This is a genomic window from Amycolatopsis nigrescens CSC17Ta-90, from assembly GCF_000384315.1.
Lineage (GTDB): Bacteria > Actinomycetota > Actinomycetes > Mycobacteriales > Pseudonocardiaceae > Amycolatopsis > Amycolatopsis nigrescens.
In genome coordinates this window covers 5,457,259-5,483,549 of the sequence record NZ_ARVW01000001.1, presented here as the reverse complement: position 1 = coordinate 5,483,549, position 26,291 = coordinate 5,457,259, and the positions used below count along the sequence as shown (strand labels likewise).

The 26,291-nt window shown below is 70.3% G+C and carries 26 protein-coding genes; 16 read left to right on the top strand and 10 right to left on the bottom strand.

Translation table 11 applies throughout. From position 1 onward, the window contains the following. The first annotated feature begins 73 nt into the window (after positions 1 to 73). The 5 genes from AMYNI_RS45410 to AMYNI_RS0126035 all read left to right on the top strand — a co-directional run bounded on the left by AMYNI_RS45410 (position 74) and on the right by AMYNI_RS0126035 (position 4,613). Positions 74 to 958, top strand: a complete 885-nt coding sequence (locus tag AMYNI_RS45410) for an SDR family NAD(P)-dependent oxidoreductase (RefSeq protein ID WP_020671012.1) — start codon at positions 74 to 76, stop codon at positions 956 to 958. Next, on the top strand, positions 948 to 1,841 hold the full coding sequence (locus tag AMYNI_RS0126050) for an AurF N-oxygenase family protein (protein WP_020671011.1): 894 nt from the start codon (positions 948 to 950) through the stop codon (positions 1,839 to 1,841). The genes AMYNI_RS45410 and AMYNI_RS0126050 overlap by 11 nt, the downstream gene beginning before the upstream one ends. Continuing rightward, positions 1,841 to 3,298: a flavin-containing monooxygenase gene (locus AMYNI_RS0126045; protein ID WP_020671010.1), complete on the top strand. Its 1,458-nt coding sequence runs from the start codon at positions 1,841 to 1,843 to the stop codon at positions 3,296 to 3,298. The genes AMYNI_RS0126050 and AMYNI_RS0126045 overlap by 1 nt, the downstream gene beginning before the upstream one ends. After that, positions 3,295 to 4,122, top strand: coding sequence for an alpha/beta fold hydrolase (locus AMYNI_RS0126040; protein WP_020671009.1), 828 nt, complete (start codon positions 3,295 to 3,297; stop codon positions 4,120 to 4,122). Before AMYNI_RS0126045 ends, AMYNI_RS0126040 begins: the two co-directional genes overlap by 4 nt. 101 nt (positions 4,123 to 4,223) lie before the next feature. Next, positions 4,224 to 4,613, top strand: a complete 390-nt coding sequence (locus AMYNI_RS0126035) for a VOC family protein (RefSeq protein ID WP_020671008.1) — start codon at positions 4,224 to 4,226, stop codon at positions 4,611 to 4,613. 5 nt (positions 4,614 to 4,618) lie between these two features. On the opposite strand, the gene AMYNI_RS0126030 is transcribed toward AMYNI_RS0126035, so the two are convergent. From AMYNI_RS0126030 to AMYNI_RS0126010, 5 genes are all read right to left on the bottom strand, one after another. After that, positions 4,619 to 5,374 (bottom strand): HAD family acid phosphatase, encoded by a 756-nt coding sequence (locus AMYNI_RS0126030; protein WP_026360938.1) that lies wholly within the window; start codon positions 5,372 to 5,374, stop codon positions 4,619 to 4,621. Between the two features lie 112 nt (positions 5,375 to 5,486). After that, positions 5,487 to 6,650 carry a class I SAM-dependent methyltransferase gene (locus tag AMYNI_RS0126025; RefSeq protein ID WP_020671006.1) on the bottom strand — a complete coding sequence of 388 codons (1,164 nt, stop codon included), beginning with the start codon at positions 6,648 to 6,650 and terminating at the stop codon, positions 5,487 to 5,489. A gap of 4 nt (positions 6,651 to 6,654) precedes the next feature. Further along, positions 6,655 to 7,632: a class I SAM-dependent methyltransferase gene (locus tag AMYNI_RS0126020; protein ID WP_020671005.1), complete on the bottom strand. Its 978-nt coding sequence runs from the start codon at positions 7,630 to 7,632 to the stop codon at positions 6,655 to 6,657. Between the two features lie 7 nt (positions 7,633 to 7,639). Next, positions 7,640 to 8,419, bottom strand: coding sequence for an enoyl-CoA hydratase/isomerase family protein (locus tag AMYNI_RS0126015; protein ID WP_020671004.1), 780 nt, complete (start codon positions 8,417 to 8,419; stop codon positions 7,640 to 7,642). A gap of 61 nt (positions 8,420 to 8,480) precedes the next feature. Beyond that, positions 8,481 to 9,293, bottom strand: coding sequence for an ABC transporter ATP-binding protein (locus tag AMYNI_RS0126010; RefSeq protein ID WP_026360937.1), 813 nt, complete (start codon positions 9,291 to 9,293; stop codon positions 8,481 to 8,483). 350 nt (positions 9,294 to 9,643) lie between these two features. Here AMYNI_RS0126010 and AMYNI_RS0126005 point away from each other — a divergent pair, with 350 nt between their 5' ends. The 3 genes from AMYNI_RS0126005 to AMYNI_RS45405 are packed head-to-tail and all read left to right on the top strand — an operon-like array spanning position 9,644 to position 11,379. Beyond that, positions 9,644 to 10,186, top strand: a complete 543-nt coding sequence (locus tag AMYNI_RS0126005; protein WP_020671002.1) for a cysteine dioxygenase — start codon at positions 9,644 to 9,646, stop codon at positions 10,184 to 10,186. After that, positions 10,186 to 10,578 carry a rhodanese-like domain-containing protein gene (locus AMYNI_RS0126000; RefSeq protein WP_020671001.1) on the top strand — a complete coding sequence of 131 codons (393 nt, stop codon included), beginning with the start codon at positions 10,186 to 10,188 and terminating at the stop codon, positions 10,576 to 10,578. Before AMYNI_RS0126005 ends, AMYNI_RS0126000 begins: the two co-directional genes overlap by 1 nt. A gap of 57 nt (positions 10,579 to 10,635) precedes the next feature. Continuing rightward, positions 10,636 to 11,379, top strand: a complete 744-nt coding sequence (locus AMYNI_RS45405) for a Scr1 family TA system antitoxin-like transcriptional regulator (protein WP_020671000.1) — start codon at positions 10,636 to 10,638, stop codon at positions 11,377 to 11,379. 68 nt (positions 11,380 to 11,447) lie between these two features. On the opposite strand, the gene glgP is transcribed toward AMYNI_RS45405, so the two are convergent. Further along, complete coding sequence (glgP, locus tag AMYNI_RS0125990) at positions 11,448 to 13,997, bottom strand: alpha-glucan family phosphorylase (RefSeq protein WP_026360936.1); 2,550 nt, start codon at positions 13,995 to 13,997, stop codon at positions 11,448 to 11,450. A gap of 134 nt (positions 13,998 to 14,131) precedes the next feature. Between glgP and AMYNI_RS0125985 the strand changes: the two genes are divergently transcribed. After that, complete coding sequence (locus AMYNI_RS0125985) at positions 14,132 to 15,577, top strand: neutral zinc metallopeptidase (RefSeq protein ID WP_020670998.1); 1,446 nt, start codon at positions 14,132 to 14,134, stop codon at positions 15,575 to 15,577. Positions 15,578 to 15,645: 68 nt separating this feature from the next. On the opposite strand, the gene AMYNI_RS0125980 is transcribed toward AMYNI_RS0125985, so the two are convergent. Next, positions 15,646 to 16,620, bottom strand: a complete 975-nt coding sequence (locus tag AMYNI_RS0125980; RefSeq protein ID WP_026360935.1) for a tetratricopeptide repeat protein — start codon at positions 16,618 to 16,620, stop codon at positions 15,646 to 15,648. 93 nt (positions 16,621 to 16,713) lie between these two features. Here AMYNI_RS0125980 and AMYNI_RS0125975 point away from each other — a divergent pair, with 93 nt between their 5' ends. Next, complete coding sequence (locus tag AMYNI_RS0125975; RefSeq protein ID WP_020670996.1) at positions 16,714 to 17,130, top strand: hypothetical protein; 417 nt, start codon at positions 16,714 to 16,716, stop codon at positions 17,128 to 17,130. Positions 17,131 to 17,136: 6 nt separating this feature from the next. On the opposite strand, the gene AMYNI_RS0125970 is transcribed toward AMYNI_RS0125975, so the two are convergent. Beyond that, positions 17,137 to 17,433: a thiamine-binding protein gene (locus tag AMYNI_RS0125970; protein WP_020670995.1), complete on the bottom strand. Its 297-nt coding sequence runs from the start codon at positions 17,431 to 17,433 to the stop codon at positions 17,137 to 17,139. 90 nt (positions 17,434 to 17,523) lie between these two features. Here AMYNI_RS0125970 and AMYNI_RS0125965 point away from each other — a divergent pair, with 90 nt between their 5' ends. Beyond that, the gene (locus AMYNI_RS0125965) at positions 17,524 to 18,024 is read left to right on the top strand and encodes a MarR family winged helix-turn-helix transcriptional regulator (protein WP_020670994.1); all 501 of its coding nucleotides are present in this window, start codon (positions 17,524 to 17,526) and stop codon (positions 18,022 to 18,024) included. A 25-nt stretch (positions 18,025 to 18,049) separates the two neighbouring features. Here AMYNI_RS0125965 and AMYNI_RS0125960 read toward each other — a convergent pair whose 3' ends face one another. Both AMYNI_RS0125960 and AMYNI_RS0125955 read right to left on the bottom strand, forming a co-directional pair. Further along, positions 18,050 to 18,415: a DUF3817 domain-containing protein gene (locus tag AMYNI_RS0125960; protein ID WP_020670993.1), complete on the bottom strand. Its 366-nt coding sequence runs from the start codon at positions 18,413 to 18,415 to the stop codon at positions 18,050 to 18,052. Between the two features lie 275 nt (positions 18,416 to 18,690). Beyond that, positions 18,691 to 21,111 carry a GH92 family glycosyl hydrolase gene (locus AMYNI_RS0125955; protein WP_020670992.1) on the bottom strand — a complete coding sequence of 807 codons (2,421 nt, stop codon included), beginning with the start codon at positions 21,109 to 21,111 and terminating at the stop codon, positions 18,691 to 18,693. A gap of 253 nt (positions 21,112 to 21,364) precedes the next feature. Here AMYNI_RS0125955 and AMYNI_RS0125950 point away from each other — a divergent pair, with 253 nt between their 5' ends. The 5 genes from AMYNI_RS0125950 to AMYNI_RS0125930 are packed head-to-tail and all read left to right on the top strand — an operon-like array spanning position 21,365 to position 26,253. Next, a complete protein-coding gene (locus tag AMYNI_RS0125950; RefSeq protein ID WP_020670991.1) occupies positions 21,365 to 22,357 on the top strand; it encodes a LacI family DNA-binding transcriptional regulator in 993 nt (330 codons plus the stop codon). Next, positions 22,354 to 23,388 carry a class I mannose-6-phosphate isomerase gene (locus AMYNI_RS0125945; protein WP_020670990.1) on the top strand — a complete coding sequence of 345 codons (1,035 nt, stop codon included), beginning with the start codon at positions 22,354 to 22,356 and terminating at the stop codon, positions 23,386 to 23,388. Before AMYNI_RS0125950 ends, AMYNI_RS0125945 begins: the two co-directional genes overlap by 4 nt. Further along, positions 23,385 to 24,152: an ATP-binding cassette domain-containing protein gene (locus tag AMYNI_RS0125940; RefSeq protein WP_020670989.1), complete on the top strand. Its 768-nt coding sequence runs from the start codon at positions 23,385 to 23,387 to the stop codon at positions 24,150 to 24,152. Before AMYNI_RS0125945 ends, AMYNI_RS0125940 begins: the two co-directional genes overlap by 4 nt. After that, on the top strand, positions 24,149 to 25,207 hold the full coding sequence (locus AMYNI_RS0125935) for an ABC transporter permease (RefSeq protein ID WP_020670988.1): 1,059 nt from the start codon (positions 24,149 to 24,151) through the stop codon (positions 25,205 to 25,207). Before AMYNI_RS0125940 ends, AMYNI_RS0125935 begins: the two co-directional genes overlap by 4 nt. A gap of 50 nt (positions 25,208 to 25,257) precedes the next feature. Next, positions 25,258 to 26,253, top strand: coding sequence for an ABC transporter substrate-binding protein (locus AMYNI_RS0125930; RefSeq protein ID WP_020670987.1), 996 nt, complete (start codon positions 25,258 to 25,260; stop codon positions 26,251 to 26,253). Positions 26,254 to 26,291 lie beyond the last annotated feature (38 nt).

Below are 26,291 nucleotides of genomic sequence, written 5' to 3'. Positions count from 1 at the left end.
CAACCTTATCCTTCCCATCTTGACATCGCCCGATGTAACATTCGTTCATGTCGTCGTCGCGAAGGTGGGACGGATGATCGAGCCGAAGCTGGTCGTGGTCACCGGCGCCGGAGCCGGAATCGGGCGGGCCACCGCGGAAGCCTTCGGCCGGCAAGGGGCCACGGTGATCTGCGCGGACATCGACCTGGCCGCGGCGCAGCGGACCGCGAACGGGCTGACCGGTGAGGCCGTCCGGCTCGACGTGGCCGACGCCGAAGCGTGGGAGACCTTCGCCGGCCGGGTCCGCGAGGAGCACGGCGTGCCGGACGTGGTGGTGAACAACGCCGGGATCGGCATGGGCGGCGGCTTCCTCGACCACGGCACGGACGACTGGCGCCGGATCATCGACGTGAACCTGATGGGTGTGGTGCACGGTTGCCGGCTGTTCGGCGCCCAGCTCGCCGAGCGGCATCGCGAGCGGCCGGAGACCCGCGGCCACCTGGTCAACATCGCCTCGGCCGCGGCCTTCACCCCGAGCAAGGCGCTGCCCGCCTACGCGACCACCAAGGCCGCGGTGCTGATGCTCTCCGAGTGCCTGCGCGCGGAACTGGCGCCGCACGGGGTCGGGGTGAGCGCGATCTGCCCCGGGTTCATCGCCACCGACATCTACGCCTCCACCGTCTTCACCGGTCTCACCGCGGCGGCCGGACGGGAGCGCGGCAGGCTGGCCGGCGAGTTCTTCGGCCGCTGGGCACCAGGTCCGGAACTGGTCGCGCGCCGGGTGCTCGGCGCGGTGCGGCGGAACCGGCCGGTGGTGCCGGTGACCCCCGGCGCCTGGGCCGCCTACGGCCTGGCCCACCTGTTCCCGCCGGCGATGCGGGTCACCGCCCGCTTCGGCGGCGAGGCCACGATGTCCCGGCTGGAGGGACTGGCGATGAGACTGCTTCAACGGCGAGGGAGCTCGAACCATGGCACGTAGGGAAACCGACCGCGAAGCCACCGCACGACGCCTGCTCACCGCTTCACCCGACCGCAGCTACGACCCGGAGCTGGACATCGACTGGGACGCGCCGCTGGTGGACGGGGCGTTCTTCGCGCCACCGGCCTACTCCTCCTTGTACGGCACCGAAATCTGGGCCCGGATGAGTCACCGGCAGCGGGTGGAGCTGACCCGCTGCGAGGTGGCGAACATGCTCGGGTTCGGCATCTGGGTGGAGACCATGTTCATCCAGATGCTGGTGCGGCACGCGCTCACCTTCGATCCGGTCTCGGAGCACCTGCGGTACGCGCTCACCGAGGTCGGTGACGAGACCCGGCACTCCACGATGTTCAGCCGGACGCTGGTCAAGCTGGACCGCGGCCCGTACCGGCCGCATCTGGTGGACCGGGTGATGACCGATCTGCTGCGCGCCTTCTCCACCAAGCCGCTGGCCTTCGTGGCGGTGCTGTTCGTCGAGGAGATCTTCGACGCGATCCAGCGCGGCGCCATGAAGGACGACTCGATCCAGCCGCTGGTCCGCCAGGTGAACCGGATACACGTGATCGAGGAGGCAAGGCACATGCGCTACGCCCGCGAGGAGCTGCTGCGCATGGTGCCCCGGCTGCCGAGGGCGTACCGGGAGGGCCTCGCGCTGGCGGTGGCGATCGGCCTCGGCGTGGTGGAACGGTCCTGGCGGGTACCGGCGATGTACGCCGAGGCCGGGCTCGACGCGAACGAAGCGGCCCGCGCGGCGAAGACGAACCCGCACTGGCGCGCCACCCTGGACGACTGCATGAGCCGGTTCCGGCCGTTCTACGCCGAGCTCGGCCTGCTCACCCCCGCGGCCAAGAAACTGTGGCACCGCTACGGGTACACCGTCTGATGGCCGCCGCGAAATCGGTCCGGGTGCTGGTGATCGGGGCCGGCGCCTCCGGGGTCGCCACCGCGATCAAGCTACGACAAGCCGGTATCACCGACTTCACCGTGCTGGAAAAGGGCGACGACGTCGGCGGGGCTTGGCGCGAGAACACCTATCCCGGCTGCGGCTGCGACGTGCCGTCGGTCTGGTACTCCTACTCCTTCGACCCCAACCCGTTCTGGAGCCGGTTCTACAGCCGTCAGCCGGAGATCCAGCGCTACCTCCGGGCCAGCGCGCGGCGACACGGGGTGTACGAGGACATCGAGTTCGGCGTGCGGGTCGACTCGGCGCGCTGGGACGCTACGGGCCGGTGCTGGCGGGTGGAGACCGACCGCGGCCGCTACACCGCCACGGTGCTCGTCGCGGCGGCCGGACCGCTGCACGAACCGGCGCTGCCGGACGTGCCGGGACTGGCGCGCTTCACCGGGAAGACCTTCCACTCCGCGCGCTGGGACCACGAGTACCCGCTCGCCGGGAAGCGGGTCGCGGTGATCGGCACCGGCGCGTCCGCGATCCAGTTCGTGCCGAAGATCGCGCGCGGGGTCGAGCGGCTGCACCTGTTCCAGCGCACCGCGCCCTGGGTGCTGCCGAAGCTCGACTTCCCGATCCCGTGGACCGCGCAGCAGCTCTTCCGGCTGGTGCCGGGCGCCGGGAACGCGCTGCGGTACGGGGTCTACGCGGTGCATGAGGCGGCCGGGGTGGCGTTCCGCCGCGAGCGGCTGATGCGGGTGCTCCAGCGGGCGGCGCTGCTGCACCTGCGCCGCCAGGTGCGCGACCCGGCCCTGCGTGCCGCGCTGACCCCGGGATTCACCTTGGGCTGCAAGCGAATCCTGTTGTCGAACGGCTACTACCGTGCGCTCGCCGGGCCGAACGTGCGGGTGCACCCGACCGCGGTGGCCGAGCTGCGCGAGCGGTCCGTGGTCGGAGCGGACGGCACCGAGTGCGAGGTGGACGCGGTCATCTTCGGCACCGGTTTCGAGGTCACCGAACCGCCGATCGCGCGGTACGTGTTCGACGCCGAGGGCCGCAGTCTCGCCGAGCACTGGCAGGGCAGCGCCCGCGCCTACCTCGGCACCGCGATCGCCGGTTTCCCGAACCTGTTCACCTTCCTCGGCCCCAACATCGTGCCGGGGCACGCGTCCGTGCTCGGCACGATCGAGTCGCAGGCGCGGTACGTGGCCGACGCGGTCACGACCATGCGCGAGCGGGGCTGGGCGAGCGTGGACGTCCGCGCCGACGTGCAGCGGCGGTTCAACGAAGAGGTGCAGGAAGGGCTGCGGCCGACGGTGTACAACGCCGGCGGCTGCGTCAGCTACTACCTGGACGAGACCGGGCACAACATCGCCAACTGGCCGTGGTCGCTGGCCAGGCTCGACCGACGCCTGCGCTTCCGCGCCGAAGACTTCGAAACAAGCAAATGAGCAGCGAGGCCGATATGGACATCACCGTCAACTACGAACGCCGAGGGAGCGGCAGCCCGCTGGTGCTGCTGCACGGGATCGGGCACCGCTGGCAGGCCTGGCTGCCGGTGCTCGACCGGCTCGCCGAGCGGCATCAGGTCTTCGCCGTCGACCTGCCGGGGTTCGGCCGCTCGCCGCGGCTGCCCGAGGGCACCGCGCACGACCTGAGCGGCTCGGTCGGCGTCCTGCGCGGCATCTTCCAGACGCTCGGGGTGGAAAATCCGCACGTGGCGGGCAATTCGCTCGGCGGGCTGCTGGCCATCGAGGCCGCCGCGCAGGGCCTGGTCGCTTCGGCGACCGCGTTGTCACCGGCCGGGTTCTGGAACCGCCGCGACCGGGCCCGCGCGTTCGCCGCGCTGCGCTGGATGCGCCGCGGCGCGCGGGCGCCGCAGACCGCGACCAGGATCGTGCTGCGCAGCGACGCCCTGCGCAACGGCAGCTTGCGGATGCTGTACGCGCATCCCGAGCGGATCGACCTGAAGACCGCGCTCGGCGACATGGGGGCGCTGCGGGGAGCGGCGTCCTTCGAACCGACGCTGGCCGCCGGCGAGGATTTCGCCTGGAACGGCCCATCGCCGGCGGTGCCGCTGACCGTCGCCTGGGGCGCCGGTGACCGGCTGCTCCCGCCGCGGCAGGCGTTCCGCGCGACCCGGCTGCTGCCGTCCGCGCGGCACGTGCTGCTCCCCGACTGCGGCCACGTCCCGATGAGCGACGCCCCCGGCCTGGTCGCCGACACCATCCTGCACACCTGCGCCACCGCCGAACGGCCGCTGACCGTTCGCTAAGAGCTGCCACGGTCGGGGGTCGCGCGAAGTGGTGGGCGGACGTGCGGGGCCGGGGTCGTGTCCTAGCGTGGGGTTTCCACCGACCGAGAGGAACTCAACCCGTGATCCGCATCAACATCACCAGCGTGTTCGTCGACGACCAGGCCAAGGCGCTTGCCTTCTACACCGAGAAGCTGGGGTTCATCAAGAAGACCGACGTGCCCGCCGGCGGGGCCCGCTGGCTCACCGTGGTCTCTCCCGCGAACCCGGACGGGGTCGAGCTGCTACTGGAGCCGGACGGCCACCCGGCGGCAGGCCCGTTCAAGAAGGCGCTGGTCACCGACGGCATCCCGTTCACCCAGTTCGCCGTCGACGACGTGTACGCCGAGGTCGAGCGGCTCAAAGGGCTTGGCGTCGAATTCACCCAGGACGCGATCGACATGGGGCCGGTGGTCACCGCCGTCCTCGACGACACCTGCGGCAACCTGATCCAGATCGCCACCATGAAGTAGCGAGCTCAGGGAAGGTAGTACATCGGGTTCGGGAGTTTGACGGAACGCTCGGCGTGGCCGCCTTCGAGGTCGCTGTACTGGTCGCCGACGTTGAGCAGCACGGTCGCGCCGGTGGACTCGAGATGTGCGCGGGTGCCGGACTTGTACTGCACGGTGTTGCAGCTCAGCCCGCACGGCAGGTAGTCCGGCGCGGCGGTCTCCGGCTTGAAGAACGCTCCGGCCGGCGCGGGGTAGCCCTCGTTCGCCAGGTTCTTCAGCGACGCCGGGCCCTGGTGCTCCTTGCGCCCGGTCAGGAAGTAAACCTGCACCCCGCGCTGGGCGGCCCAGTTCGCCAGCTCCAGGGTCGGCTTGACGGCGGTGAACTCGCCGGACTCGATCGCCTGCTCCTGCTTGACGGGGTCGAAGCCGAAGTCGTTGTCCGCCTCCCAGCCGTAGGTGCTCTCCGAGGTGTCGTCGATGTCCAGCACGATCGCCGGGTTCGCCACCCCGTCGGCCAGCCGCTTCGCCAGGAACTGACGGGCGTCGCCGACCTGCCGGGCGGTATCGGTGGCCCAGTCGCCGGTCTCCGAGTAGTGGTGCTTGCCCGCGGCGTCCAGGTAGTCGCCGTAGTATGCCTTGACGTCGTTCTTCACCTGCCCGAGGTTGGCGGGCTGCCGGGCGTGCGCACCGTCGTCGGTGCCCGCCAACGCGGTCACTCCCCCGACCGCACTCGCCCCAACGGCCGCCGCCGCGGCCAGTTTCACCAGACTACTGCGGAACATGCTTCCCCCATCTCAGTACACACAGGACTCGCAGAACCTAGACGCGGACCGGCCGGCAACTCCACCCGAACCGTCCTTTTGGCGCCCTTTCAGCCCGGATTTCCGGCGTGATTCAGGTCCTTTCGGCCCGGCAGAGAAACGCGCGGGGAGAACGGCCGATCCGGGTGAGCACCACGCTCAGCTCGCCCGCGCCCCGTGGCTTGAGGCGGCGGCGCAGCGCATCCGGGTCCACGTCCAGCCCGCGCACCAGGATCTCCAGCCTGCCGACGTCCAGCCGCCGCAACGCGGCACGCAGCTCCTTCTCCCGGTACGCGCCGGACTCCAGCACGCGGAAGGCCCGCACCCCCGGCGGCGGGCGGTCGCCGGTGAGGTAGGCGATCCGCTCGTCGAGCTGCCAGAGCCCGTGCCGGGCGGCGTAGTGCCGGACCAGCCCGGCCCGCACCACCGCGCCGTCCGGGTCGATGATCCACTCGCCCGGCTCGGCGGCGCCGACGTCGTCCGGGTCCGCGTCGGTGACCGTCCACGAAGGACCGTCCGAGCGCAGCACGGTGGCCCGCCTGGAGACCCCGGCCAGCCCGGCGCTCCACAGGCAGGCTTCGCGCACCTGCCCGTCCAGCGACACCAGCTCGACCTCCGACGCCCACGGCACGGCGGCCGGGTCGATCCCCGGCGAGCACTTCACCACCAGGTCCCGGCCCGCGTACACCGCGGCCAGCTCGTCCAGCGGCGGCACGAAATCGGCAGGGCGCCAGGCACGGCGGCCGGCCGAGTCCCGCCGTGCCGGATCGGCCACCACCACGGTTTCCCTTGTCGACGGCGCCAGTGCGTCCGCACGCAGCAGGGCGGGGGCCACCCCGGCCACCCGGGAGTTGTGCCTGGCCATCGCCAGCCGCACCTCGTCCAGATCGGAACCGGCGCAGCGGCGGGTCACCCGCGCCAGCTCGACCAGGTCCGCGCCGACCGAGCAGGTCACGTCGTGCACATCCCGCCCGGCCAGCCTGGCCGCCCGGTGCCGCGCCACCGGTGCCGCGCTCGCCTGCTGCAGCGCGTCACCGGTGAACAGCCAGTCCGCCGGTGAATCTATTTTGGACACAGCGTTCCGGCGCAGCTCCACGGTTTCCAGCACCGCCGACGCGAACCGCTCGCCCGCCGTGCGGCGGGCGGCGGTCACGTCGGCGATGGAACCGGCGTTGAGGCGCGCGCAGGCGTCCAGTGCCGACGCGCCCTCCGGCGAGCGCAGGAACGCGACGTCACCGAGCGAGAACGCGTAGGCCAACGGCTCAGATCTCGACCGGTGCCGGCGGCTTGGTGCCGGTGATCATCACGTTGTAGAACAGCTCGCGCGGCAGCACCTTCGCCAGCAGCTTCTTGTCCAAAGCGGACAGTCGAAGCCAGGCGTGGTAGGCGAACAGCCGCCACCGCACGGTCAGCTTCTCCTGCGGCACCGCGGCCTCGAAGGTGCGGATCGGCCAGCCGAGCAGCGCCGCGGCGAACTCCTCGGTGACCGCGTGCACGTCCACCGCACCCGCGCCGAGCGCCTTGCGCTCCAGGTCCGACGGGTCGAAGGTGTGGATGTCCACCACCGCCTCCAGCGCCGCGGCCCGCGAGGACTCGTCCAGCTCCTCCTGCGGACGGCGCCAGCCGCGCAGCGCGGGCAGCTTGGTCAGGTTGGTGGTGAGCCACCAGGTGAGCTGGCCGAGCTTGCGCGCGTAGGTGTCCCCGATCTTGGTCGGCTCACCGGCGAAGACGAACCGGCCACCGGGCTTGAGCACCCGCAGCACCTCGGCGAACGCGGCCGGCACGTCCGGGATGTGGTGCAGCACCGCGTGCCCGACGACCAGGTCGAAGCTGTTGTCCGGATAGGGAATGCGCTCCGCGTCGGCCACCCGGCCGTCCACGTCCAGGCCGAGCTTCTCCGCGTTGCGCAGCGCCACCTCGACCATGCCGGGTGAGAGGTCGGTGACCGAGCCCTTCTTGATCACCCCGCCCTGCATCAGGTTGAGCAGGAAGAAACCGGTGCCGCTGCCCAGCTCCATCGCGGTCGGGTACGGCTCGGTCTCCTCGCCCGCCACCGCGCGGAACACGTCGGTGGCGTAAGCGATGCAGCGCTCGTCGTAGGAGATCGACCACTTCTCGTCGTAGGTGCCGGCCTCCCAGTCGTGGTAGAGCACGTTCGCCAGCTTCGGGTCGCGGTAGGCCGCCTGCACCTCCTCCTCGGTGGCGTGCGGGTGCGGGGCCGGATCGGTCGCCTCGGTCATGCCGACGTCACTTCCCCTCGAAGGTGGCCTTGCCGGGACCGTTCTCGACGAACGAGCGCATCCCGTTGGCCTGGTCCTCGGTCGCCCACAGCGCGGTGAACAGGTTCGTCTCCAGCTTGAGGCCGTTGGCGAGGTCGAGGTCCAGCCCACCGTCGATGGCGGCCTTCGCCGCCCGCAGCGCCACCGCCGGGCCGTTCACGAACTGCGCGGCCCACTTGTGCGCGGCCGCGTAGACGTCGTCCGGAGCGACCACTTCGTCCAGGATGCCCAGCGCGAGCGCCTCTTCGGCCTTGACGAACCGGCCGGTGTAGACGAGGTCCTTGGCCTTGCTCGGGCCGATCAGCCTGGCAAGGCGCTGGGTGCCGCCGGCGCCGGGGATGATGCCGAGCTGGATCTCCGGCTGGCCGACCTTCACGTTGTCGCCGGCCACCCGCCGGTCCGCGGTGAGCGCCAGCTCAAGGCCGCCGCCGAGGGCGTAGCCGGTGATCGCGGCGACGGTGGGCTTGGGGATCGCGGCGAGCAGGCTGAGCGAACCGGACAGCGCGGCACCGAACTTGGTCATCTCGACATACGACTTCGCGGCCATCTCCTTGATGTCCGCGCCGCCGGCGAAGGTCTTCTCGCCGCCGTAGAGGATCACCGCGCGCACGTCGTCGCGTTCAGACGCCTCCCTGGCCGCCTCGGCCAGCTCACCCTGCACCTGGTTGTTCAGCGCGTTGACCGGCGGACGGTCCAGCCGGATCGTGCCCACCCCGGCGTCCACCTCGAGCCGTACGAACTCGCCCACGCTCACTCCTCCTTCGGCCAGCAATCAGCTTGTTTCGGAGCCTACCGGCCGGTAGAACGAGTTACCGGCGCCGGGCGAAGAATCGATCTCCCGAGCGCTCCAGCAGCAGGTCCTGGTCGAAGGTCTTGGCCAGGTTCTCGCTGGTCAGGACGTCGTCGATGAGACCGGCGACCACCGCGCGGCCGTCCTTGAGCAGCAGCGCGTGGGTGAAGCCCGGCGGGATCTCCTCGACGTGGTGGGTGACCAGCACCATCGCCGGGGCGTCCGGGTCCAGCGCGAGCGCGGACAGCCTGGCCACCAGATCCTCCCGGCCGCCGAGGTCGAGCCCGGCCGCCGGCTCGTCGAGCAGCAGCAGCTCGGGGTCGGTCATCAGCGCGCGGGAGATCAGCGTCCGCTTGCGCTCGCCCTCGGACAGCGTGCCGTACGTGCGCTCGGCCAGGTGCGCGATGCCGAGCGTGGCCAGCAGCTCCTCGGCCCGCTCGGTGTCCATGGTGTCGTAAACCTCACGCCAGCGGCCGAGCACCGCGTAGCCGGCGCTGACCACCACGTCCCGCACGATCTCGTCCGGCGGCACCCGGCCGGCCACCGCGGCCGAGGTGAAACCGATCCGCGGCCGCAGCTCGAAGATGTCCACCCGGCCCATCCGCTCCCCGAGCAGATGCACGACACCGGTGGTGGGATGCAGCTCGGCCGCGGCCAGCCTGAGCAGGGTGGTCTTGCCCGCGCCGTTCGGGCCGAGCACCACCCAGCGCTCATCCAGTTCAACGGCCCAGTCGAGTCCGGCGAGCAGCTCGTTGTGCCCCCGCCGTACCCCTACGCCGTCCATCCGCACCACGAGATCGTCTAGGTCATACGGCTGCGTCGGCTCACTCACGAGCCCATTGTGGCCGGGAGAGTTGATCATGTCGCGGCGGCACCCCGTGCGGGGCCGTCGGCGCTGGTCGTCCCGGCGTACCAGTTCGTGAGACCAGCCGCACCGGGCCAGCAGGCTGTGGCATATTCGGTCTCGTGAGCACTCCGGCGATCTCCAGCGCACCCGCCACCGCGGGCTCGTTCTGGCGCCGCCGTGCCATCGACCTGCTCCTCGTCGCGTCCTGCGGGTGTACCGCGACGCGACACCTCAGCTGAGCGCTCTGCACGGAACTCTTCCCGGTGCGGTGGGTGCTCGCCGTGTCGCGTCGCGTGATCGCCCTTCACCCGCGCACTCAGTCAGGAGCTCCCCCAATGACCGTGTCCATTGCCCGTCCCGAATTCGAGATCCACCCCCAGCTCACCGACCCGCTGCTGGCCGACCTGCTGCACCCGGAACGTCTACTGTGGACTCCCCGTGAGCTGGCCGAGCTGACCGGCACGGTGGCCGCAGAGCTCACCACCGGCCTGCGCGAGCTGCTGCGCTTCGAAGAGGAGCAGCGCTGGTGGGCGCGGCTGGCGCTGACCGACGGGGTGGAGCTGTGGCTGCTGTCCTGGCTGCCAGGCCAGCAGACCAAACCGCACGACCACGGCGGCGCGTCCGGCTCGTTCACCGTGCTACAGGGCGAACTGGCCGAGGAGTACCGGTACGCGGGCGGGCCGATCCGCAGCCGCACGCACCGGGCCGGGGACGGGCTCGGCTTCGGCGCCGGCCGGGCGCACCAGGTGACCGGCGCAGGCAACGGCCCGGCGGCCAGCGTGCACGCCTACTCGCCGCCGCTGGTGGCCACCCGCGAGTACGCCTCGCTGGCCGACGTACCCGCCGAGATCCCGCCGCTGCCTGCGATCATCAGCTAATGGGCATCGAGGACGTACTGGCCGCCGCCCGGTCCACCCTGGACCGGGCGGACCCCGCCACCGCACGGGCCCTGCAGGCCGAGGGCGCGCTGATCGTGGACATCCGGCCGTTCGCCAACCGGTCCGCCGAAGGGGAGATCCCCGGTTCGATACCGGTGGAGCGCATCCACCTGGAATGGCGGCTGGACCCGGACGGCGAGCACCGGCTGCCCGAGGTCCGCGCGGACCGGGCGGTGGTCGTGGTGTGCAACGAGGGCTACGCGTCCAGCCTCGCCGCCGCGGACCTCAAACGGCTCGGCCTCGCCAAGGCGACCGACCTGGCCGGTGGCTTCCGCGCCTGGGCCGCCGCCGGCCTCCCCATCCGCCCCGGCGGCACCCCCGCAGTGCCCTGAACCGCGGGTCGGAAATTCCGGCCCTTCCGCTTCCGGTGCGATGATGAACCGATCACCGTGAGTGGGGAGGTCGTCACCGTGGTCGGGCGGAGCAGTCCTACGTACCTCAAGCGCAAGATCGGCCGACGGCTGCGCGAGATGCGTGAGCGCGCCGGGATGACGCTGGACATCGCCGCGCCGAGGCTGGACAAGACCCGCACCAGCCTGCACCGCATCGAGGTCGGCGAAACCCTGGCCGACGTGCACCTGATCCGCACCATGACGGACCTCTACGACCAGCGAGATGACGAGCTGCTCGACCTCGCCCGCGCGACGAAAAAACGAGCCTGGTGGTATCCCTACATCGGCCCGAGAAGCCAGATCACTTATGTCGACATGGAGACCGAGGCAAGCCGGGCTCGCACGTTCCACACAACCGCGGTTCCCGGCATTCTGCAGACCGCGGACTACATCCGCGCCCGCTTCACCGGTGCACGTCAAGCCTGGACGCGTGGGTGCGCCGAAAACTTGATAGCGGTGCGGCGGATTCGCAAAGGGCGCTTATCCGAGAAAGAAGATCCTTTGTACCTGGAGGCAGTGATCGATGAATCGGCGCTGCGCCGGATGGTGGGCGGCCCCGAAGTGATGCGCGAGCAGCTATCACTCTGGACCGATGATCTCGAACAAGTGGAACAGGCCAAGTCCGTCTTCAAGCAGCTGAGCGCGATCGCACCGTCACCGGAAGAGTCGATCCGGCTGATCGAGAAGATGCTCGCCGACCTGCCTGACCTTGAAGGGAACAGCGATGGCGACCTACGCTGAACTCATTTCCGCGAAACCGCAGGTCAGAGGTCGTGAGTGAAAAGTGTTGCCAGGGCAACACTTTTCACTCACGAGGGCAGGACGACGCGGCCTAGTTCGGCGGGGCTGGCGAGCAGGTCGTGCCGGGGCAGCACGCGCACCGTGTAGCCGAGTGAGCCGGCGTGCGGCAGCCGCAGCGCCGCGCTGAACTCGCCGATCCCGGTGCACGGCATCGGCACGGTCACCGGGTCCTGCAGCTCGTCGGTGTCGCCCACCCTGCCGACCACCGCCTGAACGTCCACATCGGACGGTTCGAGGCCGGCGAGGTCGATCCTGGCGCGCACCCGGACCTCGTTGCCCACCACCAGCGCCTGCGGGGCCTCCACGGTCAGCTCGCTGTCGAAGATCCGCACCTGCCGCCAGGACAGGTCGACCTTCTTGCGGTACGCGGCCAGCGCCATGGCACCCGCGTAACCGTCCGATGCGGCCGCGGCGACCATGCCGGCGGCCGGGCGGTAGTAGTTCTCCACGTACTCGCGCACCATCCTGGACGCCTGCACTCGCGGCCCGAGCGTTTCCAGGGTGTGCCAGACCATGGACAGCCAGCCCCGCGGCACGCCGGCCGGGTCGCGGTCGTAGAACAGCGGCGCCACCTGCTGGCCGAGCAGGTCGTAGAGCGCCGCGGCCTCCAGGTCGTCGCGGCGCAGCGGGTCGGTGATGCCGTCCGCGGTGGGGATCGCCCAGCCGTTGCTGCCGTCGTAGTACTCGTCCCACCAGCCGTCCCGGATGGACAGGTTCAGCCCGCCGTTGAGCGCGGACTTCATGCCGGAGGTGCCGCAGGCCTCCAGCGGTCGGGTCGGGTTGTTCAGCCACACGTCGCAGCCGCGGTAGAGGTAGCGCGCCATGGACATGTCGTAGTCCGGCAGGAAGACGATCCGCTGCCGCACCTCGGGATCGTCCACGAACCGGACGATCTGCTGGATCAGCGCCTTGCCGCCCTCGTCCGCGGGATGCGACTTGCCGGCCACCACCACCTGGATCGGCCGCTCGGAGTCCAGCAGCAGCGCGCGCAGCCGCTCCCGGTCGCGCAGCATCAGGGTGAGCCGCTTGTAGGTCGGCACCCGCCTGGCGAAGCCGACGGTCAGCACGTCCGGGTCGAACACGGTGTCGGTCCAGCCCAGCTCCAGCGCCGACGCGCCGCGCTGCAGCCAGGCCGCGCGCACCCGCCGCCGCACCTCGGCGACCAGCTTCTCCCGCAGGTCACGGCGAAGCGCCCACAGCTGCTCGTCACTGACCCTCGCGCGCGCGCTCGACAGGCCGCCGTCGCCGTCGTGCCCCCACTCCTCGTCACGGCCGCCGAGCAGCGCGCTCATCTCCCTGGCCACCCAGGTCGGCCCGTGCACCCCGTTGGTGACCGAGGAAACCGGCACCTCGGCCTCGTCGAACCCTGGCCAGAGCCGGGCGAACATCCGCCGCGACACCCGGCCGTGCAGCGCGGACACCCCGTTCGCCCGCTGGGCCAGCCGCAGGCCCATGTGCGCCATGTTGAACATCCCGGGGTTGTCCTCGGCCCCGAGCGCGAGCACCCGCTGCACGTCGATCCCCGGCAGCAGCCTGCCGTCGCCGAAGTAGTGCCGCACCAGATCCACCGGGAACCGGTCGATGCCGGCCGAAACCGGGGTGTGCGTGGTGAACACGGTGCCCGCGCGAACCGCGGCGAGCACGTCGTCGAAGCCGAGCCCGGAGTCCGCGATGACCTCGCGAGCCCGTTCCAGGCCGAGGAAACCGGCGTGGCCTTCGTTGGTGTGGAACACCTCCGGCTGCGGATGCCCGGTCAGCTCGCAGTACCGGCGCACCGCGCGCATGCCGCCAACCCCGGCCAGCAGCTCCTGGCGGATCCGGTGGTCCGCGTCGCCGCCGTAGAGCCGATCGGTGACCCCGCGCAGGTCCTCGTCGTTGTCCTCGATGTCGGTATCCAGCAGCAGCAACGGAATCCGGCCGACCCGCGCCTGCCACACCTGGGCCCGCAGCTCCCGCTCGCCCGGCATGGCCACCCGCACCAGCACCGGCTCGCCGCCGTCCTCGGTGAGCAGCTCCAGCGGCAGCCCCGCCGGGTCGATCACCGGGTAGTGCTCCACCTGCCAGCCGTCCAGCGACAGCGACTGGCGGAAGTAGCCCGCGCGGTACAGCGGGCCGACCCCGATCATCGGGGCGCCGAGATCGGATGCGGCCTTGAGATGGTCGCCGGCCAGCACACCGAGTCCGCCGGAATAGTTCGGCAGTGCCTCGTGCACGCCGAACTCCATGCTGAAGTAGGCGATCGCGGCCGGGGAGTCCGCGCCGCCGCCGCGCTGGTACCAGCGGGGCTCGGTCAGGTACCGGTGCAGATCCTCGGTGGTGGCGCGAGCCCTGGCCAGGAACTCCTCGTCCCCGGCTAGCTCCTCCAGCCTGGCGGCCGGCACCGCGGTGAGCATCCGCAGCGGGTCCCTGATCCGGCGGAACAGCTCGTCGTCCATCGAGGCGAACAGGTCGCGGGTCGGCGGATGCCAGGTCCAGCGCAGGTTGGTGGCCAGTGCGGTGAGACCGGAGAGCGGCTCCGGCAGGCTCGCACGGACGGTGAACCGGCGGATTGCTCTCATGCGGATCGACGATAGCCGCCTGATCAAGAGCCACTGCCGGGTGACCTGCACGCGGCATCCGGACCCACCTGATCGGTGGTACCGGTTGGCCGAAGGCGCGCATATCGCCCGTTCGCAATAGGTAGGGTGCCCGCGTGAACAAGTTCTCAGTGGGCAGGGCGGCCATCGCGATCAAGATCGTCGCGGCCGGGCTGGGCGCGGCGCTTCTCGCGTCCTGCAACAGCACCGCGGGCGAGGCCAGGACGCCGGGCGACGTGGCGGGCCTGCCCGTCACGCACTTCGCGAGCGGCCTCAAGGAAGGTGCGCCGAAGCCGTCGCTGGAAGTGCGCAACGTCACCGACACCGAGCCGGACCGGCTGGCCGTGGCGACCATCGCGGACGTGTCGGACTACTGGAGCGAGCACCTGCCCGCCGACTTCGACGGGCAGAAGTTCGAGCCGGTGAAGTCGCTGCTGTCCTACGACGCGAAGGGCGAGGACCAGGAGACCGGCTGCGGCGGCACCGCCAAGCAGGTCAACGCCTTCTACTGCGGCCGGGACGACTCGGTGGCCTGGGACCGCGGCGTGCTGCTGCCGATGCTGCTCGAACGGTTCGGCCCGATGGCCGTGGTCGGCGTGCTGGCACACGAGTTCGGACACGCCGTGCAGTACCGGCTGCTGGAGAAGGCCGGCATCGGCCAGAACACCCCGACCATCGTGAAGGAGCAGCAGGCGGACTGCTTCGCCGGCGGCTACTTCCGCTGGGTCGCCGAGGACAAGAGCAAGTTCTACCGCGTCTCCACCTCCGAAGGGCTGGGCCAGGTGCTCGCGTCGCTCTACCTGATCCGGGACCAGGCCGGCGAATCCGCCACCGAGCGCGGCGCGCACGGTTCCGCCTTCGACCGGACCTTCGCCTTCCAGCGCGGGTTCGAAAAGGGCCCGAAGGACTGCGCCGCGATCGACATGGCCGAGGTGCAGTCGCGGATCACCGAAGTCCCGTTCGACCCGGAGGACAAGGGAAAGGGCGACAGCAAGATCAACCAGCAGACCCTCGGCCTGCTCCAGGCCAGCCTGGACGGCTCGTTCACCGGGACCGGCGCGCAGCCGCCGCGGATCGTGCCCGGCGGCGGCGCCTGCCCGAACGGGCCGAGCACCCCGCCGGCGTCCTACTGCGCGGACACCAACGCGGTCACCGTGGACCTGCCGGCACTGACCCAGCTCGGCCGGTCGGTGGACGTGGAGGCCGAGATGGCCGGGGAGGATCCCGGCGGGATGGGCGACTTCGCGGTGTTCGCCGAAGTCGCCTCCCGCTACACGCAGGGCATCCAGAAGGCCGTCGGCGCTTCGCTGGACAACACCAACGCGGGGCTGCGCACGGCCTGCCTGGTCGGCGCGTGGGCCAAGGTGACCACCCAGCAGGGCCAGAAGCTGCGGCTGTCCCCCGGCGACCTGGACGAAGCCATCTCCGACCTGCTGCGGCCGGACAGCCTGGTCGCCGCGGACGTCAACGGCAACCGGGTGGCCAGCGGCTTCGCCAGGGTCGCCGCCATGCGCAAGGGCTACCTGGAAACGTCCAAGTCCTGCACCGACCAGTTCGGCTAAGCCCCCTTACGTTCGTCCGTGAAGGCCACCTTGCCTACCTTCAAAGTAGGCAAGGTGGCCTTCACGGACTAAAAGAGGGCGGAGGCGAGGTCGCGGCGGGCCTTGAGGACGCGCTCGTCGCTCGGGTCGAAAAGGTCGAACAGGCCGATCAGGTGTTCCCGCACCCGGTTGCGGTCGTCGCCGGCGGTCCGCCGCACGACCGCGACCAGCCTGGCGAAACCGTCCTCGATCGCGTTCTGGGCCACCTCGAAGTCGGCCGCCGCGAGCTGCGCGTCCAGATCGTCCGGCGACGCCTCGGCGCGCTGCACCGCGGACGGGTCGACGGTGGCCGCGCGGGCGGCGAAGCGGACCTGGGTCAGCGCCGCCTTGGCCTGCTCGTTGTTCGGCTCCGCTTCCAGGATGCGCAGGTAGGCGGCCTCAGCGGCGAGGTAGTCGCCGCGCTCGATGGCGTCCTCGGCCTCGGTGAACCGCGGGTCCTCGGCCGGCTCCTCCACGCCGTCGCCGCCCTGCTCGGCGGCGGTGATGCCGGGCAGCTTGTCGCGCAGCGCGTCCAGCAGCGAACCGAGCCACTTGCGGATCTCCGGCTCCGGCAGCGCACCGGAGAACGCGTCCACCGGCTGCCCACCGCCGATGGCGACCACGGTCGGGATGGACTGCACCCCGAACAGCTGGGCGATCCGCGGGTTGGCGTCCACGTCGACCTTGGCCAGCACCCACGCGCCGTTGCTCTCCGCGGCGAGGCGCTCCAGCACCGGGCTGAGCTGCTTGCACGGCCCGCACCACTCCGCCCACAGGTCGACCACGACCAGCTGGTTGAGGGAGCGTTCGACGACCTCGGCCTGGAAGGTGGCCTCGCTGACGTCCAGCACCGCCGTGCCGGCGCCCGGTGGCTGGGCACCGCCCGGCGCCGCGGTCGGCGGGCCGGCGGCCGGCTGCTGCTTCGCCGCGTCGGCCCGCGCCTTCAGCGCGGACAAATCGACCGCACCGGACAGCGCGGCGGACATGGCTGCTGACTTCGCTGCTGATCCGCGTGGATGTGTCACGCTTTCATCCTGGCACGTTCGACCGGACGTTTCACCGCCGGTGGGGTGCGCTGACGAGCGGCGGACGGCCGGATCGGCGGAGACGGAATCGGAGTGGGGACCTTGTTCACTCGCAGGCGGCTGGTGATGCTCATCGTGACCGCGGTGGGCGCGGCCTGGGTGGTGCTGATCACAGTACTGATCGCCACCCAGCCCAGCCCCGGCGTCGCCTCGCCGGACGAGCTGCGGAGCACCCTCGCCACCGCGCTGCGCGACGGCGACCAGGAGGCGCTGGAGCAGGTGCTCGACTATCCGACCTCGGACGCCGAGGACTTCGCCGGGGCCTATCTCGACCGGTTCCGCAACGCGGGGGCGCAGGTGAACGACGTGCGGCTCGGCCCCGATCCCGGCGCGCCGCGGCTGGCCACGATCAGCGGCGAGCTGGCGGCGGGCGGCCGGTTCTCCTACACACTGGCCGTCCAGGAGAGCGGCGGGCAGTGGACGGTCACCTTCGCCCCACCGCTGCTGTGACAGGCCCTAGGCCAGGTGCTCTTCGATCCGCTCCACCTTGGCTTCGAGCTGCCCCTCGTAGCCGGGCCGGATATCGGCCTTGAGCACCAGGCCGACCCTGGCCGAGCCCTCCCCGGCCGCCTCCACTGCGCGCTTGACCACGTCCATCACCTCGTCCCAGGAGCCTTCGACGTTGGTGAACATGGCATTGGTCGAGTTCGGCAGGCCGGACTCGCGGACCACCCGCACCGCCTTCGACACCGCTTCGCTGACCCCGCCGTCCGGATCCCCGCCGGACGGGCTGACGCTGAATGCCACGATCATCGCTGCTCCTCGTGCTCGTTGCGGCCGTTGTGAGAAAGATGTGACCACCCTGCCGCAGCTTTCCAATACTCGCTGGTAATTTCGGTGGCCATGAACCGTCCGTTGCCGTTCGACCCCATCGCCCGCGCGGCGCAGCTGTGGGAGGACCGCATCGGGCCTTCCGGCACGATGGCCGCGGTGACCGGGATCATGCGCGTCCAGCAGATCATCCAGTTCGCCGTGGACGGTGCGCTGAAACCGCACGGGCTCACCTTCGCCCGCTACGAAGCGCTGGTGCTGCTGGCCTTCTCCCGCAACGCGAGCCTGCCGATGCGCGTGATGGGCGAGCGGCTCCAGCTGCACCCGACCAGCGTGACGAACATTGTGGACCGGCTGGAGAAGGAAGGTCTGGTCAAGCGCGTGCCGCATCCGACGGACCGGCGCACCACACTGGTGGAGATCACCGAGGACGGCCGGACGCGCCGCACCGAGGCGACCAAGTCGGTCACCGAGATCGATTTCGGGCTCACCGGCCTGACCGGCAGGCAGACCGCGCAGCTGACCGAACTGCTGACCAAGGTGCGCAAGGCCGCCGGCGACTTCAACGAATAGCGACGCCTCAGGCTCAGGCTCAGGCTCAGGCGGAAACGGTCTCCTGCCGGGAGACGAACAGGCCGGTGCCGCCGTAGGACAGCCGATCGGTGCCGTCGAGCTTGCCGGTGCGCAGCGCCCACTTCTCGAACAGCCAGGTGAACAACGGCGGAACGCTGGACAGCAGCGCCATCAGCACGGTCCTGCCGCGCCAGCCCAGCGGCTTGAACACGGCGAGGGTGACCAGCAGGTAGACGACGAAGACCACGCCGTGCACCATGCCGAGCACCGGCACGCCGCCGTCACCTTGGGAGAGCACGTACTTGAAGAACATCCCGATCAGCAAACCCGCCCAGGAGAACGCCTCGGCGACTGCGGCCACGCGGAACAAGAGAGCGGCCTTGCTGGACACGACTTCCTCCTAGTGAGAGCACACCAAACCGTCCGTAACCGGATGACGACGGACGTTTCCGTTCACGCCAACCACATCGTCGAACGTCGAAGCTCAGTGTGAGCCGTGATCGCGATCACCGGAACACCGGGGGTGGTGAGCATAATCACTGGTAGCAGCGGTTAACTCGGCCCCTCGTGTCCATTGTGTCCACTCCTCCGTTTAGTCCGTGAAGGGCACCTTGCCTACCTTCAACGTAGGCAAGGTGCCCTTCACGGACAGCCGGGGCGGGGAGGTTACGAGGAGCAGGGGGAGGGAGGGGTGGAGGCGGGGGAAGTGGCCCAGGTGGCTTGGGCGGGGTCGGAGGTGAGGCCGAAGTTGAGCCGGGCGCCGCGGGTCAGCTGCTCGAGATCGACCCAGACCCGGTCGCTGGGCCGGCCGTTCACCTTGAGGTCCCGCACGTACTGGATCTCCGACGGCCGCGCCCCCGCCCCTTCGATCACGATGTCGCGGCGGTTCTCCAGGTGCACCACGGCCTTGGCGAACCGCGGCGCGTTGAGCACGAACTGCCCGGTGCCCGGCGTCGCCGGGTACATGCCGAGCGCGCTGAACACGTACCAGGCGGACATGGTGCCGAGGTCGTCGTTGCCGGTCACCCCGTCCGGGGCGTTGGTGAACAGGGTGTGCGCGGCCCGCACCACCGCGGAGGTCTTCCACGGCTGCCCGGTCAGCGCGTACATCCAGGGCGCGTGCAGGTCGGGCTCGTTGTTCGGGTTGTACCTGAACTGGTTGTAGTAGTCGTAACTGCCGATGACCCACTTCTCGCGCACGGTCTTGGCCGGGTCGGCGAGCAGGTCGGAGTAGGCGAAGAAGTCGTCCAGCCTGGCGCCGGTGGCCTCCCGGCCGCCCATCCGCTGCACCAGCCCGGTCACGTCCTGCTGCGCCAGCCACTGGTACTGCCAGGCGGTGCCCTCGTGGAAACCGTCCTGCCCCTGCGGGGTGTACGGCTTGTCCGGCGGGCTGTACCAGGAGCCGCCCTCGACCTTCGGCCGCGGGAAGCCGGTGACCCCGCGGTCGGACACGCTGGAGTCCCACACCTGCTGGTAGTTCCGGCCGCGCTCGGCCAGCGCCCGCGCGTCCCCGTTCCTGCCGAGCCCCTTGGCCATCAGCGAAAGCGAGCAGTCCGCGAGCGCGTACTCCATGGTCGCCGACGCACCGTGGTTCGGGTCGGTGTCCTGGCCCTTTTTCGGGAAGTCCGGGTCGTACTGCACGAAACCATTGGCCTGGTAGCTCTCGTTGCCGGACCTGCCCTGGAACGGCGACTCGGCCGGCGGCACCTGCTCCGCGTTCTGCTTCAGCGCCCGGTAAGCCTGGCCCTCCATGCCCTTCAGCGCGCCGAAGCGCCACAGGTCGACCAGGAACGGGGTGACCGGGTCGCCGGTCATCGTGTTGGTCTCCTGGTTGGCGTAGGCCCAGCGCGGCAGCCAGCCGCCCTGGTCCTGGATGGCCAGCACGGACTTCGCGATGTCCCTCGCCCTGGCCGGCCGCAGCAGAGCGAGCAGCTGGTTCTGCGTGCGGTAGGTGTCCCAGAGCGAGAAGAACTCGTAGTAGGTCCAGCCGATCGCCCGGTGCACCTTGTCGTCGAAGCCCCGGTAGCGGCCGTCGGCGTCGTTGCCGGTCAGCGGCTGCAGCAGGGAGTGGTAAAGCGAGGTGTAGAAGACCGTGCGGTCGTCCGGCGCCCCGCCGGAGATGTCTATTGTGGACAGTTCCTTGCGCCAGTTCCGCTGCGCGCCGTCCCGCACGTCGTCGAACGAGCGGAGCCTGCCGTGGGAGGTGCCCTCGGCGGCCAGGTTCCCGGCCGCGCCCTCGGCGTCCACGTGCGAGATCGAGGTGGTCGCGGTGACCTGCCCGGCGTCGCCGAAGGAGAGCCACGCGCCGCGGAGCCCGGCCCCGCCCGCGGACTCCCGGGCGCCGGGGGTGCCGCCGTCGGGCGACCAGGTGCCGAAACCGCTGAACGGCCGGTCGAACCTGGTAACGAAGTGCGTGGTGTAAGGCTTTCCGCCGCAAAACGCCTGCGACTCGACGGTGCCGGCCACCGTCCGGTCGTCCAGCACCCGGACGCTGCTCGCGGTCACCGGCTCCTTGTCGTTGGCCTGCCCGGTGTTCACGAAGACGTTCGCACCCGAACCCTTGGCGAAGGTATAGCGCTCGACCCCGGCCCTGGTGGTGGCGGTGGTCTCCACGTCCACGCCGCCGTAGCCAGTCAGGCGCACCTTGTAGTAGCCGGGTTTGCCGACCTCGCCTTCATGCGTGTACGGGGAGGCGTACCGCTTGTGGTCGAAGGTGTCCGGCTTCGTGGTGTCGAACTCGGCGCCCGGCCCGACCGAACCGGTGGTCGGCAGCGTGGACACCAGCCCGCCCTGCTCCCAACATCCGGCGCCGGACAGGAAGAAGTGCCCGAAACCCCGGATCGCCGGGTCCTCGTACCGGTAGCCGGCGTAGTGCGAGCCGATCGGGCTGACCTGGGTCATGCCGAAGGGCGCGGACGCGCCGGGGAAGGTGTTCCCGTCGTCCTTGGTGCCGATGAACGTGTTCACCGAGTCGACCGGGTCGGCGGGCCGCTGGGCCGCCGAGGCGGTGGCCGGGACCAGCAGGGCAGCCGGGACCACGGCGGTCAGGAGGAGTGCAGCACTCCGGGTCGGCCTCACCGGTCGCATGAGCAGCCTCCTGACATCGTTGTCCACGCTCGTACCAGCAGTAACCTGGCGCATCGGCAGGCCGTGCGTCAAGAAACCTGGCGCACCCTGTCCGATACCGGACAAACCCGCGATCCGGCTCAGGCAGCGACTCAGGCATGGAGTCAGGCATTGACAGCCCGCCCGTTTTTGGTGTGCAATCCGCTGCACTATGACAACGTTGTCGTCCGATGGCCGCGGCGGTTCCCCCAAAGGGACCAGCCGGCGGGCCACCATGAGCGATGTGGCCCGGCTGGCCGGAGTGAGCATCAAGACGGTCTCCCGGGTGGTGAACGACGAGCCGGCGGTGCACCCGGAGACCGCCGAGCGGGTGCTGGCCGCGATCGAACAGCTCGGGTTCCGGCGCAACCTCGGCGCGCGCAACCTGCGCCGCGGCTCCACCACCGGCACCATCGGGCTGATCGTGGAGGACGTCGGCAACCCGTTCTACTCCGAGCTCAACCGGGCCGTGGAGAAGATCGCCGGCTCCTTCGGCCGCCAGGTGCTCACCGGCTCCTCCGAGGAGAACTCGGGCCGGGAACGCGAGCTGGCGCTGGAGTTCTGCTCCCGCCGGGTGGACGGCATCCTGGTCGTGCCGGCCGGGATGCAGCACGGCTACCTGGTGCCGGAGATGCGGGCCGGCACCCCGGTGGTGTTCATCGACCGACCGGCCGGCGACATCGTCGCGGACACCGTGCTGGTGGACAACATCGGCGGCACCGTCGAGGCGGTCACCCACCTGGCGTCCTTCGGCCACCGCCGGATCGCCTTCCTCGCGGACAGCCCGGACATCTTCACCGCCGCCGAGCGGCTGCGCGGCTTCCGCGAAGGCTGCGCGCGGGCCGGCATCCGCTACGACGAGCGCCTGGTCGTGATGCGCACGCCCACCCCGGAAACGGTCGGCGAAGCGGTCCGCGCGCTGCTTTCGGGCGCCGAACCGGCCACCGCCATCGTGGCCGGCAACAACCGGGTCACCGTGCACCTGCTGCGTGCGCTGGCGCACGGCGCGCACGACGTCGCGCGCCCGGCCGTGGTCGGCTTCGACGACTTCGAGCTGGCCGACATGCTCGACCCGCCGGTCACCGTGATCGCGCACGACGTGAGCGCGCTCGGCGAATCGGCCGCAGAACTGCTCTTCGCCCGTGTCGAGGGCGATCAGTCCACCCCGAGAAAGGTAGTTCTTCCTGTGCGTCTTGTAGCCCGCGGTTCCGGGGAGGTCCGCCCGTGAGCGGGTATTCGAGCCCCATCAAGCTTCCGGCGAACCAGCCGCCGCAGTTCTACCGCGGTGGCGACGCGATCGCCGCGCTGCGCGGTGCGGGCGAGTCCGCGAAGTTCGGCCCCGAGGATTGGGTCGGCTCCACCACCACCCTGTTCGGCCAGCCGGAGAACGGGCTGACCAGGCTGCCCGACGGCCAGTTGCTGCGGGACGCGGTGCGGGCCGATCCCGAAACCTGGCTGGGCGCCAAGCACGTCGCGGCGTTCGCCGACTCCACCGGCCTGCTGGTCAAGCTGCTGGACGCGGGGCAGCGGCTGCCGGTGCACTTCCATCCTTCGAACTCCTTCGCCAAGGAGCACTTCGACTCGCACTTCGGCAAGACCGAAGCCTGGATCGTGGTCGGCACCTACGGCGACGACCCGCGCGTCTACCCCGGCTTCAAGGAGTCACACAGCGCGGCGACGATCAACGAGTGGGCGCGGGAACAGGACGCACCGGCCATGCTCGACGCGCTGAACAGCGTCCCGGTCACCGCCGGCGACACGGTGTACATCCCGGCCGGGCTGCCGCACGCGATCGGCGAGGGCGTGTTCGTGGTCGAGCTGCAGCAGCCGACCGACTTCTCGCTCACCCTGGAGTGGCGCGACTTCCTGGCGAACCCGGAGAAGGGCCACCTCGGCCTCGGCTTCGAGACCGCGATCGAGGCGCTGGACACCTCCGGCTGGGACGAGGAGCGGCTGCGGAGCATCGTCAAGCGGACCGCCGGGCTGCCCGGCCCCACCGTCGAGCTGCTGGTGGACGACGCCGCCGAGTTCTTCCGCGCCCAGCAGGTGCGGCCGTCGCCGTCGTTGTCGCTGGACCCGTCCTTCGCGGTGCTGGTCGTGCTGGACGGCTCCGGCACGCTTCGCACCGAGCACAGCGGCGAGCTCACGCTGGCCAAAGGTGAAACGCTGGTGGTGCCCTACGCCGCCGGAGAGTCCACTGTGGAAGGTGACCTGACGTTGGTCCGCTGCCTTCCACCCGTATCGGGGAGGCAGGGATGAACGAGGAGATCCTGCTCGACGCGCAGGGGCTGACCAAGCGGTACGGCTCGGTGGAGGCGCTGCGCGGCGCGTCCTTCCAGGCCCGTGCCGGTGAGGTCACCGCGCTGATCGGGGACAACGGCGCCGGCAAGTCCACCCTGGTCAAATGCCTCTCCGGCGCGGAACAGCCGGACGAGGGCGCGCTGCTGCTGGACGGCGAGAAGGTCGTGCTGGACTCGCCGACCACCGCGCGGCGGCTCGGCATCGAGACCGTGTACCAGGACCTCGCGGTGGCGCCCGAGCTCGACCCGGCGGCGAACCTGTTCCTGGGCAGGGAGATCCACCGCAAGGGCATCCTCGGCAAGCTCGGCATGCTGGACAAGCCGGAGATGCGCCGCCGCGCGGTCGAGGAGTTCCAGCGGCTCGGCGTCACCCTGCAGAGCACCGACGTGCCGATCGGCTCGCTGTCCGGCGGCCAGCGGCAAAGCGTCGCGGTGGCCAGGTCGGTGGTGTGGGCCAGCAAGGTCGTGTTCATGGACGAGCCGACCGCCGCACTCGGCGTGGTGCAGCGCGAGCGCGTGCTGGACGTGATCAAGCGGGTCCGCGACGAGGGCATCGCGGTGGTGCTGATCAGCCACAACATGCCCGAGGTGCTCTCGGTCGCGGACCGGGTCGAGGTGCTGCGCCTCGGCAGGCGGGTGGCCAGGTTCGCCTCGCGGGACACCAAGCTGGAAGACCTCGTCGCCGCGATGACCGGCGCTTTGACCCAGGAGGAGGCCGCATGACGAAGGCCACCGACACCAAGGCCGCGGTTCAGTCCGAAGTGGACGGAACCGGCGGGTTCGCCAAACGGCCGCTCGGGGCGAGGCTGGTCTCGGCGAACACGTTCTGGATCGCGCTGGTGCTGCTCGCGCTGATCGTGGTGTTCACCGCGCTGCGGCCGGCCGAGTTCGCCAGCGTGTTCACCCTGCAGACCCTGCTGATCGAGACCTCGGTGCTGCTGGTGCTCTCGGTCGGGATGACCTTCGTGATCATCACCTCCGGCATCGACCTGTCCGTCGGCTCGGTGCTGATCTTCGCGGGCATGGTCGGCGGCAAGACCATGGAAGGCCTCAGCGACGGCAACGCCAGCGCCGCCGGCTGGGGCGTGATCACCGTCGGCCTGATCGCCGCGGTGCTGGCCGGCACGGTATGGGGCCTGCTCAACGGGTTCCTGATCGCGGTGGCGAAGATCCCGCCGCTGATCGTCACCCTTGGCACGATGGGCGCCGCGCTCGGCGCCGCGTACCTGCTGAACAACGGCTCCGACGTGCGCAGCGTGCCGACCGCGCTGAACAACACGCTCGGCTACGGCACCTCGTTCGGCGGCGTGCCGAACCTGGTGATCGTGGCCGTGGTGATCACCCTGATCGGCGCCTGGCTGCTGCACACCACCAAGTTCGGCCGCTACACCTACGCGGTCGGCTCCAACGCGGAGGCGGCGCGGCGCTCCGGCATCGGCGTGACCGCGCACCTGCTGAAGGTGTACCTGCTCACCGGTTTCCTGGCCGGGATCGCCGGTTTCATGTCGCTGGCGTACTACGCGTCGACGACCATCACGGCGCACACCACCGACAACCTGAACGCGATCGCGGCCACCGTGATGGGCGGTACCAGCCTCTTCGGCGGGGTCGGCTCGGTACTCGGCACGGTGATCGGGGTGTTCATCCCGGCAGTGCTGAAGAAGGGCTTCAACATCACGCAAATTCAGGATTTCTGGCAGATGATCGCGGTGGGCGCGGTGCTCATCGCGGCCGTCTGGTTCGACCAGCGACGCCGCCGGCTTCGCAACTCCCGTTAGTCCCGAGCACAGTTCCCAAGCACAGTTACCGAGCACAAAGAGGTGCAGTGATGAAGTTCAACCGGAAGACGCTCGCCGCCGCCGGTTCGGCGTTCGCGGTCGCGGCGCTGGTGGCCGGCTGCGGCAGCGGCCAGGTCGGCCAGTCCGGCGATGCCGGCGGCCAGACACAGAACAACAAGAAGCTCACCCTGATCCCCGGCGCGCAGGCGGAGCCGTTCTACATCTCGATGCAGTGCGGCGCCGAGGCCGAGGCCAAGAAGCTCGGGTACACATTGGACACCCAGGCGCCGCAGAAGTTCGACGCCGCGATGCAGACCGAGAAGGTGAACGCGCTCGGCTCCGCGCCGCCGGCCGGGCTGCTCATCGCGCCGACCGACGAGCAGGCCATGCTCGCGCCGATCCAGCAGGTGAAGAACCGGGGCACCAAGGTCGTCGAGGTGGACACCTCGCTGAAGGACACCAGCGTCGCGGTCTCGTCGATCTCCTCGAACAACGCCGAGGGCGGCAAGCTGGCCGCGCAGACGCTGGCCAAGCTGGTCGGCGACAAGCCGGGTTCGGTGCTGGTGCTGGACACCATCGCCGGCACCTCCACCACCAACGCCAGGGCCAAGGGTTTCGAGGAGGAGCTGAAGAACCACCCCAACCTCAAGGGCCTGGAGACCCAGTTCACCCAGAACGAGCCGGACCAGGCCGCGTCCAAGGTGACCGCGACCCTGTCCGCCACGCCGGACCTGGTCGGCATCTTCGCCACCAACCTGAACACCGGTGAGGGCGCGGCCACCGGCCTGCGCAACGCGGGCAAGATCGGCCAGGTGAACCTGGTCGGCTTCGACGCCAGCCCGTCCGAGGTGGAGGGCCTGCGCAAGGGCGAGTACCAGGGCCTGATCGCACAGGACCCGGCGTCGATCGGGCAGCAGGGCGTGCAGCAGGCCGTGGCCGCGCTGGAGAACAAGCCGACCCAGCGCACCATCACCGCCGGCCTGCACTCCATCACCAAGGCCGACATGGACGCCAACGCCCAGTACTTCTACAAGCAACAGTGCTGACCTGACCCGCTGAAGCCGCGCTCTTAAGGCCACCATGA

Excerpts from the sequence above, each read along its gene's own strand:
- AMYNI_RS45410 (WP_020671012.1), top strand. The coding sequence starts at position 74 with ATGATCGAGCCGAAGCTGGTCGTGGTCACCGGCGCCGGAGCCGGAATC.
- AMYNI_RS0126050 (WP_020671011.1), top strand. The coding sequence starts at position 948 with ATGGCACGTAGGGAAACCGACCGCGAAGCCACCGCACGACGCCTGCTC.
- AMYNI_RS0126045 (WP_020671010.1), top strand. The coding sequence starts at position 1,841 with ATGGCCGCCGCGAAATCGGTCCGGGTGCTGGTGATCGGGGCCGGCGCC.
- AMYNI_RS0126040 (WP_020671009.1), top strand. The coding sequence starts at position 3,295 with ATGAGCAGCGAGGCCGATATGGACATCACCGTCAACTACGAACGCCGA.
- AMYNI_RS0126030 (WP_026360938.1), bottom strand. The coding sequence starts at position 5,374 with ATGTTCCGCAGTAGTCTGGTGAAACTGGCCGCGGCGGCGGCCGTTGGG.
- AMYNI_RS0126020 (WP_020671005.1), bottom strand. The coding sequence starts at position 7,632 with ATGACCGAGGCGACCGATCCGGCCCCGCACCCGCACGCCACCGAGGAG.
- AMYNI_RS0126005 (WP_020671002.1), top strand. The coding sequence starts at position 9,644 with ATGACCGTGTCCATTGCCCGTCCCGAATTCGAGATCCACCCCCAGCTC.
- AMYNI_RS0126000 (WP_020671001.1), top strand. The coding sequence starts at position 10,186 with ATGGGCATCGAGGACGTACTGGCCGCCGCCCGGTCCACCCTGGACCGG.
- glgP (WP_026360936.1), bottom strand. The coding sequence starts at position 13,997 with ATGAGAGCAATCCGCCGGTTCACCGTCCGTGCGAGCCTGCCGGAGCCG.
- AMYNI_RS0125970 (WP_020670995.1), bottom strand. The coding sequence starts at position 17,433 with ATGATCGTGGCATTCAGCGTCAGCCCGTCCGGCGGGGATCCGGACGGC.
- AMYNI_RS0125965 (WP_020670994.1), top strand. The coding sequence starts at position 17,524 with ATGAACCGTCCGTTGCCGTTCGACCCCATCGCCCGCGCGGCGCAGCTG.
- AMYNI_RS0125955 (WP_020670992.1), bottom strand. The coding sequence starts at position 21,111 with ATGCGACCGGTGAGGCCGACCCGGAGTGCTGCACTCCTCCTGACCGCC.
- AMYNI_RS0125950 (WP_020670991.1), top strand. The coding sequence starts at position 21,365 with ATGAGCGATGTGGCCCGGCTGGCCGGAGTGAGCATCAAGACGGTCTCC.
- AMYNI_RS0125940 (WP_020670989.1), top strand. The coding sequence starts at position 23,385 with ATGAACGAGGAGATCCTGCTCGACGCGCAGGGGCTGACCAAGCGGTAC.
- AMYNI_RS0125935 (WP_020670988.1), top strand. The coding sequence starts at position 24,149 with ATGACGAAGGCCACCGACACCAAGGCCGCGGTTCAGTCCGAAGTGGAC.
- AMYNI_RS0125930 (WP_020670987.1), top strand. The coding sequence starts at position 25,258 with ATGAAGTTCAACCGGAAGACGCTCGCCGCCGCCGGTTCGGCGTTCGCG.